The sequence below is a fragment of the Eudoraea sp. genome (assembly GCF_049669105.1).
Taxonomy (GTDB): Bacteria; Bacteroidota; Bacteroidia; order Flavobacteriales; family Flavobacteriaceae; genus Eudoraea.
Window position 1 is genome coordinate 1 of sequence record NZ_JBATKE010000085.1, and the last position, 9,029, is coordinate 9,029.

At 40.3% G+C, this 9,029-nt stretch carries 10 protein-coding genes; all 10 read left to right on the forward strand.

The features are described 5' to 3' along the window. Positions 1-194: hypothetical protein (locus WBM60_RS07100; RefSeq protein ID WP_424278200.1), on the forward strand; the 194-nt coding region annotated here is incomplete at its 5' end. Positions 195-352: 158 nt separating this feature from the next. Continuing rightward, positions 353-790: a rhodanese-like domain-containing protein gene (locus WBM60_RS07105; RefSeq protein WP_424258559.1), complete on the forward strand. Its 438-nt coding sequence runs from the start codon at positions 353-355 to the stop codon at positions 788-790. 108 nt (positions 791-898) lie between these two features. Then, entirely contained in the window at positions 899-1,117 is a 219-nt protein-coding gene (locus WBM60_RS07110) for a hypothetical protein (RefSeq protein ID WP_424258557.1), read from the forward strand. 175 nt (positions 1,118-1,292) lie between these two features. Then, positions 1,293-2,615, forward strand: coding sequence for a carbohydrate porin (locus WBM60_RS07115; protein WP_424258555.1), 1,323 nt, complete (start codon positions 1,293-1,295; stop codon positions 2,613-2,615). Positions 2,616-3,047: 432 nt separating this feature from the next. Next, a complete protein-coding gene (locus WBM60_RS07120) occupies positions 3,048-3,629 on the forward strand; it encodes a rhodanese-like domain-containing protein (protein WP_424258554.1) in 582 nt (193 codons plus the stop codon). Then, a complete protein-coding gene (locus tag WBM60_RS07125) occupies positions 3,626-4,441 on the forward strand; it encodes a hypothetical protein (RefSeq protein WP_424282911.1) in 816 nt (271 codons plus the stop codon). Before WBM60_RS07120 ends, WBM60_RS07125 begins: the two co-directional genes overlap by 4 nt. Positions 4,442-4,470: 29 nt before the next feature. Then, positions 4,471-6,174 (forward strand): FAD-dependent oxidoreductase, encoded by a 1,704-nt coding sequence (locus WBM60_RS07130; RefSeq protein ID WP_424258550.1) that lies wholly within the window; start codon positions 4,471-4,473, stop codon positions 6,172-6,174. A gap of 20 nt (positions 6,175-6,194) precedes the next feature. Beyond that, on the forward strand, positions 6,195-7,046 hold the full coding sequence (locus WBM60_RS07135) for a bile acid:sodium symporter family protein (protein ID WP_424258548.1): 852 nt from the start codon (positions 6,195-6,197) through the stop codon (positions 7,044-7,046). A 56-nt stretch (positions 7,047-7,102) separates the two neighbouring features. Next, complete coding sequence (locus WBM60_RS07140) at positions 7,103-8,164, forward strand: AI-2E family transporter (RefSeq protein ID WP_424258546.1); 1,062 nt, start codon at positions 7,103-7,105, stop codon at positions 8,162-8,164. An 83-nt stretch (positions 8,165-8,247) separates the two neighbouring features. Further along, positions 8,248-9,029: SulP family inorganic anion transporter (locus tag WBM60_RS07145; RefSeq protein ID WP_424282912.1), on the forward strand; the 782-nt coding region annotated here is incomplete at its 3' end.

Here is a 9,029-nt window from a genome sequence, read left to right on the forward strand (position 1 = left end):
CTGTTGAGATTGGTAAAGATTTCATGCTAAAACATGGTTATATCAAAAATGACTTTGACGTACATGAATGGGCAGCACCAGATATTATTGAAAAAGCCGCAAGAGAATTGTTGGAAGAAGAATGGCATAAAAAAACTATGTTAAAACTCCCACAAGCAGCAGATCCACTTTCAGGTGCTGGCAGAGTCGGATAATTTAAAATCCTACAAATATTATGTCAAAAATTGTTGCTTTATTTTATGTAACCTTTTTAACACTAAACACTGTCCATGGACAAGATATCGATATGAATTTACCTTAAGAAAAACAAACTGAGCTGGGCTTATATGTCACTTCAGAAGAAGCCTATGCTATGTGGAAAGATAATCCCGAGAGGGTAAAGGTTCTGGATGTGCGAACCCTTGATGAATATATCAATATAGGGCATGCAGAAATGGCATGCAATATTCCGGCTTTTTTACAAACTACGCAATGGGATGCTGAAAGACAAATTTTTAACTATAAAATGAATGAGGATTTTCCAAAGCAAGTCAAAGAAGTATATAAACCGAAGGATATTATTTTAGTCACCTGCAGGTCGGGGGGACGTAGTGCATTGGCAGTCAATTTGCTGGAAACTCTGGGATATAAATTTACCTATAACATCACTGATGGTTTTGAAGGAGACCTAGTAAACGATCCTGAAAGTGCCTATCATGGGCATAGAATGAAAAATGGCTGGAAAAATTCTGGATTGCCTTTTACGTACAAAATAGATCCGGAACTGATGCCTTTTGTTAAGAAAAATTAAAATGATTAATGCTGATCAGATGAGCTTAATCTTTTTAGACATTAAAAAAACAAGCCTTTAAACAAAATTAATACCTATGGGCTTACCCAAAGAAAAATAACCTTATTGGTGGCTACCGAGCAACTTTTCAGGACACAGTTCAATAAAGATGAGCGCACCAATTGTGAGGCTGTAGAAATTTTCACTCCAGAAAAAATGATGACCTTAAAAGACGTTAAAACTAGTAAATTAACTATAGAAAAATATGATAAATTGGTGCTTTCTCCTGGAGCAGTCTCTATAATGCCACCTCTTCCGGGGATTGATTTTTGGGAATTTTTCATGTAAGAACAGTACAAGAATTAAAATCACTTATGAAAGTTCACAATGAATGAGTTGAAATGTTTACTAATAGTAAAAAATACACGGAGAAGTAGTTTTTTATGAGATCGATTTACAACACCTTAGAATTCAGTAAAAGCAACGATGTGTAGCATAACTCTTTATTTGTAAATCCTTTAAAATGAAACAAAAAAGGAACGATATTATAAGGACGATATTATTCTGCACTACGGTTCTATGTGGGCTGCTGAACCCAACGCTGATATTTGGACAGCTCGGTTCCGTCCAGAGCGGCGCAACTAAATCTTCAGCAATACAAGTTGATACATCCGGGACCGCAGGAAGTGAAGGTTTTTTTAATCAAGAATATCTAACCGGTAATTGGTGGGGGACACGTTCCTTCCTTGAAGACAGGGGTGTAAATTTTGACTTAAGGTATAGCTCAACCTATCAGGGATTGCTAACAGGAACCGGTAATAGTAATTTTGGTTACGGTGGAAAAGTGAATGCACTGATTGCATTAGAAACGGATAAGATGGGACTGTGGAAGGGTGGAAATTTTAATTTTCATTTAGAATACAGACATGGTGCAGCACAAACCAACCTGGGCGGTACGCTTTTTTCTGTAAATACGGCACTTTTCTTGCCTTCTGATTCCCCTAACCAGCTGGTAGCTACATCCATCAACTATACCCAGAGGATAGGAAATGGACACCGAATTTCCATAGGTAAATTTAATCCTATTGACATATATGCGTCGGATCCTTTCTATGGGGGTTGGGGGGTAGATCGGTTTATGAATATAGTCCTCGTTGCCCCACCGAGTGGCTTGGTTCCTGTAGTTTTTATGGGAGCAATTGCCTCTTTTAATTTAAAGCCTCTTAACCTCTCTGTTTTCGTATTTGATCCAAAGGACCGTACTAATGATTATTTTCCCGGAGATCTTTTTAGAACAGGAGTAAACTTGGCAATTAATGCGTCTAAAGTCACTAAAATATCTGGACGTAAGACTACTTATGGTATTACCGGCATATATTCCACGGCTGAAGGAACAGATTTTTCGACTATTGGAAATGGTGTTGTCAATACATCTACTAAAAAAGGAGCCTTCAATATTAATGTGCAATTTAAGCATAACCTTCAGGAAAGCAGTGAATTCCCAAATGCTGCCTGGGGACTTTCTTTTAAGACGGCAATTTCTGATGGTAATCCTAACTACGTAAGAGCGTCTCTGGTGGCAGGCCTGGGAGGAAAGGCCCTGTTTTTTGGTCGCCATCAAGACAGTTTTGGGGTAGGCTACTTTTACTACAACTTAAGTGATGTCCTTGAGAATTCTTTTAACCCAATAGTATCTATTGAAAATGAGTCCGGTCTCGAATTATACTATAACTATTCCCTTACTCCATGGCTTTATCTTGGAGCAGATTTACAGTACATTAATCCGTTTAGAGAATTGTTTAAAAATGCATTTATGGCAGGGCTCAGGACTCAGATTCAAATTTAACTCAAAATATGTTTTGCTAAAATTTACCGTTGACCAAAATAACTATTTTTTAACTTCTAATTTATTGTTAATCAGCGTTTAATAAAATATTTATCCTTTCCAGAATTCATTAAAAATACCTATTAATAGGTATTTTAACTCGTGCCTATCTGTCGTAAATTTATATACAATATACTATGGAAATCATAAATCCATTATAAAAAAAAACAATACTGGACCTTCTTGTACTTGCAAAGTTAGTGGGGATAACTCAAGGATTGCGAAAAATTACATTAAAAGGAAAAGGAATCTGATTCTTCATAGATGAAGAAAACAAAAAGAGAATTATTGGAAGAATAATGGAAAAAAAAGAACTACATTAAAACTTCCGCAAGCGGCAGATACACTTTCAGGTGCTGGCAGAGTTGGATAATTTAAAATCCTACAAATATTATGTCAAAAATTGTTGCTTTATTTTATGTAATCTTTTTAACACTAAACACCGTCCATGGACAAGATATCGATATGAATTTACCTAAAGAAAAACAAACGAAACTGGGCCTATATGTTACATCAGAAGAAGCCTATGCTATGTGGAAAGAAAGCCCCGAGAGGGTTAAGGTTCTGGATGTACGAACTCTGGATGAATATATCAATATAGGGCATGCAGAAATGGCTTGTAATATTCCGGCTTTTTTACAAACCTATGAATGGGATGATGAAAAGAAGTATTTTACCTACAAAATGAATAAGGACTTTCCAAAGCAAATCAAAGAAGTATATAAGCCAGAGGATATTATTTTAGTCACTTGCAGGTCAGGGGGGCGCAGTGCCTTAGCTGTTAATTTACTGGAAACTCTGGGATATAAAAACACTTATAACATTACAGATGGTTTTGAAGGAGACCTAGTAAACGATCCTGAAAATGCCAATCATGGCAAAAGAATGAAAAATGGCTGGAAAAATGCCGGCCTGCCATGGACCTATAAAGTTGACCTTAAATTAATGAAAATTCCTAAAACAAATAACTTATGACACCAAAAGCAACCCCTTCTAAAAGCATCTTCCTGGGACTAGTGCTTTCTATAATCCTGACTGGAAATTTACTGGCTCAGGAAAATGAAACTTCAGCTTCATCAGAAAAAAAATGGTCATTTCTAGTAGAACCCTATATTTTATTTCCCAATATGAAAGGAGATGTGGGGGTAAGGAATTTACCAAATGCTACTATAGACGCCAGCACCAATGATATTTTTGGGAAGCTAAAAATGGGCTTTATGATAAACTTAGAAGCATCAAATGGCACATGGGCAGTAGGTTCAGACGTCCTTTACATGAAACTCGGGACACAAAAAGTGAGATCCAGAGAGTTAATAAATGGTTCTGTGGTTTCAGCCAGTGGTGAATTGGCAGCTAAACAAACCGGATGGGAATTAATGGGTTTACGCAGGGTTACACCATGGCTAGAAGTAGGATTGGGAGGGTTGATTAATTCAATTAGTTCGGATCTGGAACTCACCTTGCCGACAGTTGGTGGAGGTACGACAACTAATAGTGCATCAAAAACGAAAACCTGGTTTGATCCCATGATTATAGCACGAATAAAAAGTAATAATGTGAAAAAATTTAATTACCAATTTCGTGGAGAAATCGGGGGATTTGGTATTGGATCTGATTTAGCCTGGCAAATACAGGCTTATGCAGGTTACAGATTTTCGAAGTTATTTGAAGTCACAGGAGGTTATAGGATTATTAGCCTGGATTATGAATCCGGTAGCGGACAAGATCGGTTTTTGTATGACGTAGATACTTCCGGACCCGTTATTAGGCTGGGATTCAATTTTTAAATAAATATTCTAACTTAAATAATCAAATTTTGAAAATAATTATTATTGGCGGTGTAGCAGGCGGGGCATCATGTGCCGCCCGACTTCGAAGATTGGACGAGAAGGCTGAGATAGTCATGGTAGAAAAAGGACCTTATGTATCTTATGCGAATTGTGGCCTGCCCTACCATGTTGGGGGCGTTATCAAAGAAGAAAGCCATTTGTTGGTGGCGAATGAGCAAACTTTTATCAAACAGTTTAACGTGGATGCCCGCACCAATTGCGAGGCCATTAATGTGCTTGCCGATAAAAAAGAAGTAGTGCTCAAAAATGTGCTAACGGGAGAAGAATACACCGAGAACTACGATTATTTGGTATTGAGTCCAGGTGCCCAATCTGTTCGTCCACCGTTCCCTGGCATAGATTTACCTGGCATTTTTCATGTGCGCACCGTGCCCGATGCACGCAGCATTGTAGAGTGGATTGAAAAAGGAAATCCCTTCATGAGTGGTATGCACCGCTATTCGGGCTTTCAAACCTTGCGCCCAAAAACGCGCGCTGTTGTTGTTGGTGGGGGATTTATCGGCATTGAAACGGCAGAGAACCTTATTCACCGCGGGTTTGAAGTAACGCTGTTGCAGCGCGGAGAACAGATCTTATTACCAATAGACGAAGAAATGGCCCGTCCGGCCGAAGCGTATTTGCGTAAAAACGGATTGAACATTGTATTGAATGATGGCGCTACAGGTTTTGCGAAAACCGAAGACGGCCATTTGGAAGTGCAAACCAACAGTGGTAAAAACTATGTTGCCGATGTGGTGATTCTCGCCATTGGCGTGCGCCCTGATACAACGCTTGCAAAATTGGCAGGAATTGAAATTGGCAAACGAGGCGGCATTGTGGTAGACGAAAACATGCGCACAAGTGATCCCAACATTTTTGCCGTGGGCGATGTGGTTGAGGTAACCGATTTCATGACCAAAGAGCAAACCCTAATCGCATTGGCTGGCCCTGCAAACCGCCAAGGGCGCATTGCAGCAGATATTATTGCCGGTCGAAAAGCTTCGTATCGCGGTACGCAAGGCACATCTGTTATTGGCTTTTTTGACGGCACCGTGGCTTGGACGGGCATCAGTGAAAAAACACTGGCTCGCTTGGAGGAGAAAGATTACGAGAAAGTTTACCTCTACCCAAATTCGCATGCCGGGTATTACCCGGGCGCCAAGCCCATTGCCATGAAAGTGATTTTCCGCAAGAGCGATGGAAAACTGTTGGGCGCACAAGCCCTCGGTTTAGATGGGGTAGATAAGCGCATTAGCGTGTTTGCAGCTTACCTGCAAATGGGTGCCACGATTTACGATTTACAAGAAGCAGAGTTGTGTTACGCACCGCAGTTCGGTAGCGCCAAAGACCCGATAAACTTTGCTGGTTTTGTTGCAGCAGATGTGTTGGCTGGTGATATGCCGATCAGCCATTGGCCTGAAGCCAAAAAAGGCTTTATGCTCGATGTGCGCGAAGGATTTGAATTGGCTGTTGAACGTGTAGATGGCGCAGTAAATATTTCACTTGGCGAATTACGCGGCCGTTTAAACGAGCTTCCAAAGGACAAAACCATCCACGTGATTTGTCGCTCTGGCCAACGCGCCTACTATGCAACACGCATGCTCGCACAGCATGGTTTTGATGCTAAAAATGTTTCAGGCGGAATGCTCTCATTAGCGCAAACCCACTTGTTTTCTAGCAACCCGGATTAATTCTTATTAAAATAAGTATCATGGATATTGAGTCGATTTATAAGATTGTAGTAATGATCTTTACTGTATCCAACCTTGCCGCCATGGGGTTGGAGATAAATAAGGACGAAGCAATAGTGACCTTGAAAAATCCGCGTTTTATCATGCTTATTTTGGTGTGGGGATGGATTGTTGGTCCGGCTTTGGCGTGGGGAATAACACAAATTATTCCGCTCTCAGCTCCACATGCAGCGGGCTTGTTGTTGATCAGCTTGGCGCCAACCGCACCATTTTTTCCACTCATGGTTACTAAAGCCCGTGGAGATATGTCGGCCGCGGGTGCTTTTATTTTGGTAGCCACCATTGGCACAGTAATTTTCTTGCCGCTCTTGGTTCCCTTCCTCATAAAAGGCTTAACAGTTAGCATTTGGGGGCTTGCAAAACCCCTCTTAATTATGGTACTTTTACCGCTTATAGTTGGCTTTATTATCAAAGTAAAAAAAGAGGCGTTTGCCAATAAAATCGGCCCGATTGTAAAAAAGATAGGCACCCTTTTCTTGCTCATCACGGCAGTAATGACCTTTTGGTTGTATTGGGAAGAAATGCTGAGCGCCATTGGAAGTTATGCCGTAGGCGCCCAGGTTTTGTTTTTGGGAATCCTAACGTTTTTAGCGTATAAAATTCCGTTCGGATTAAAGAAAACGCAACGCAGCGGCATGGCATTGGGCATGTGCACAAGAAACATTGCTGCCGTTTTCGTGGCCTATTTCAGTATTGTAAACCCAGACCCGGGTGTTTTTGTGATGATTGTTTTGGTGGTGCCAATAGCGCTCGTTGTTGCGCTAATTGCGGCTAGGATTTTTGCAAAAGACGCAAAACCCCTTAGCGAGTAAAGATTAAATTAGTGTGCTTTTCTAAAATGGATTAAAATAATATAACTCTCTTAAATATGAAGCTTCAACCTCCGAATAATTCAGTTTACGACACGGTAATACGTTTGCTGTTCCTGCTGCTAGTCATTGTCTGGTGTCTCATGATTTTATATCCCTTTACAAGCATCTTACTCTGGAGTCTGATACTTGCTATGGCACTTTATCCACTACATAAAAAATTATCCCTTAAGCTGGGTGGGAAACCAAAACTCGCCTCATTTTTGATTGTTTTTAGTACCATATGCATCATCTTTATTCCTTCCTGGTTGTTGATTGATACTCTTGTTGGTGAAGTTAAGGAACTCAAAATGAATTTTGATATAGATGGTTTTACCCTGCCAGCGCCTCCAGAAAATATTAAAGACTGGCCTGTTATAGGAGAAAAAGTTTATGATTTATGGCAAAGTGCGTCAATAAATTTGGAACAAACTTTAGAGAAGTATAATGACCAATTAAGAGATATTGGTAAAAAGTTGATTGAGGGAGCCTTAAGTACAGCCGGAGCCATTATTCAAATTTTGGTATCGTTTATCATTGCTGCCATCATTTTAGTTTATGGAGGAGCTGGTGAAGTAATTCGTAAATTTTTCCGGAAATTGGCAGGAGACAGGGGTGACGAATTTGCCGATTTAACCATGAAGACGGTTAATAGTGTTGTTAAAGGGGTGATTGGCGTAGCTTTTATTGTTGCTGTTTTACATGGAATATTATTCTTTTTGGCAGGAATCCCTTATACCGGAATATGGGTGTTAGTGGTATTTGTCTTAGGAATGCTTCAATTACCCTTGCTTTTCGTGACCGTTCCCATCATTGTTTATTTGTTTGCCGTTAAAGGTACTACCGCTGCAATTATTTGGACCATATTACTGGTCTTCGCAGGTTTGAGCGATAATTTTCTCAAACCAATATTGCTCGGTAAAGGATCCCCGGTTCCCACGCTTGTCATTTTTATTGGTGTGATAGGAGGTTTTATTTTGTCGGGCTTCATAGGGCTTTTTACGGGTGCCATTGTGATGTCCCTGGGCTATAAGTTATTAATGGGGTGGATGGATCCAGGTATTGAAACGAAACAAGATTAACTTTTAAGTGGATAATAAAACCCAATGCGTTCTTAATTGCGACTTGTAGCCTTAATTGAATAAAGTAAATCAAACATCAAACCATGGAGAAATCTAATTTAAAGAATCGGGCATCCAAAGTATTCAAATCATACCTTCCGATTTTGGAATGGGCCCCTAAATACAATAAAAAGACTTTGGCCAATGATTTAATTGTTGCGCTGATCGTTACAATGATGTTAATCCCTCAGTCTTTGGCCTATGCCCTGTTGGCCGGATTACCTCCAGAGATTGGTTTATATGCCTCGATGGCGCCATTGGTGCTTTACGCTATTTTTGGGACTTCCCGTGCCCTTGCCGTAGGCCCGGTAGCCGTGGCCAGTTTGATGACCGCTGCCGCGGCAGGACAGCTCGCTTCACAAGGAAGCCCTGAATATTATGGTGCTGCCATCGCTTTGGCAATGGTTTCAGGATTACTGCTAATGGCAATGGGCTTTCTGAAGCTCGGTTTTTTGGCAAATTTCTTAAGTCACCCTGTTATTGCCGGTTTCATTACCGCTTCAGGTTTACAAATTGCCGCAGGTCAATTAGGGCCGGTATTGGGCATTAATGCGCATGGAGAAAGTTTTTTAGACATCGTCATTTCCTTATGGCATAGTATTTTATCGATTCATTGGACTACTGCAGCCATAGGAATAGGGTCACTTATATTTTTATTTTGGGTGAGAAAAGGATTAAAACCCATGTTGCTCAAATTAAAACTAGGTCCAAAAACGGCCGATCTTATGGTAAAGATTGGTCCAGTGATCGCCATTATCGCTACCATTGTGATAGTGTGGTTTATGGGCCTTGCTGATAAAGGGGTCCAAATTGTTGGAAAAGTACC

What these genes read in the sequence shown, in the direction of transcription:
- WBM60_RS07105 (WP_424258559.1), top strand. Translation starts at nt 353, where the DNA reads ATGTGGAAAGATAATCCCGAGAGGGTAAAGGTTCTGGATGTGCGAACC.
- WBM60_RS07115 (WP_424258555.1), top strand. Translation starts at nt 1,293, where the DNA reads ATGAAACAAAAAAGGAACGATATTATAAGGACGATATTATTCTGCACT.
- WBM60_RS07120 (WP_424258554.1), top strand. Translation starts at nt 3,048, where the DNA reads ATGTCAAAAATTGTTGCTTTATTTTATGTAATCTTTTTAACACTAAAC.
- WBM60_RS07125 (WP_424282911.1), top strand. Translation starts at nt 3,626, where the DNA reads ATGACACCAAAAGCAACCCCTTCTAAAAGCATCTTCCTGGGACTAGTG.
- WBM60_RS07135 (WP_424258548.1), top strand. Translation starts at nt 6,195, where the DNA reads ATGGATATTGAGTCGATTTATAAGATTGTAGTAATGATCTTTACTGTA.
- WBM60_RS07140 (WP_424258546.1), top strand. Translation starts at nt 7,103, where the DNA reads ATGAAGCTTCAACCTCCGAATAATTCAGTTTACGACACGGTAATACGT.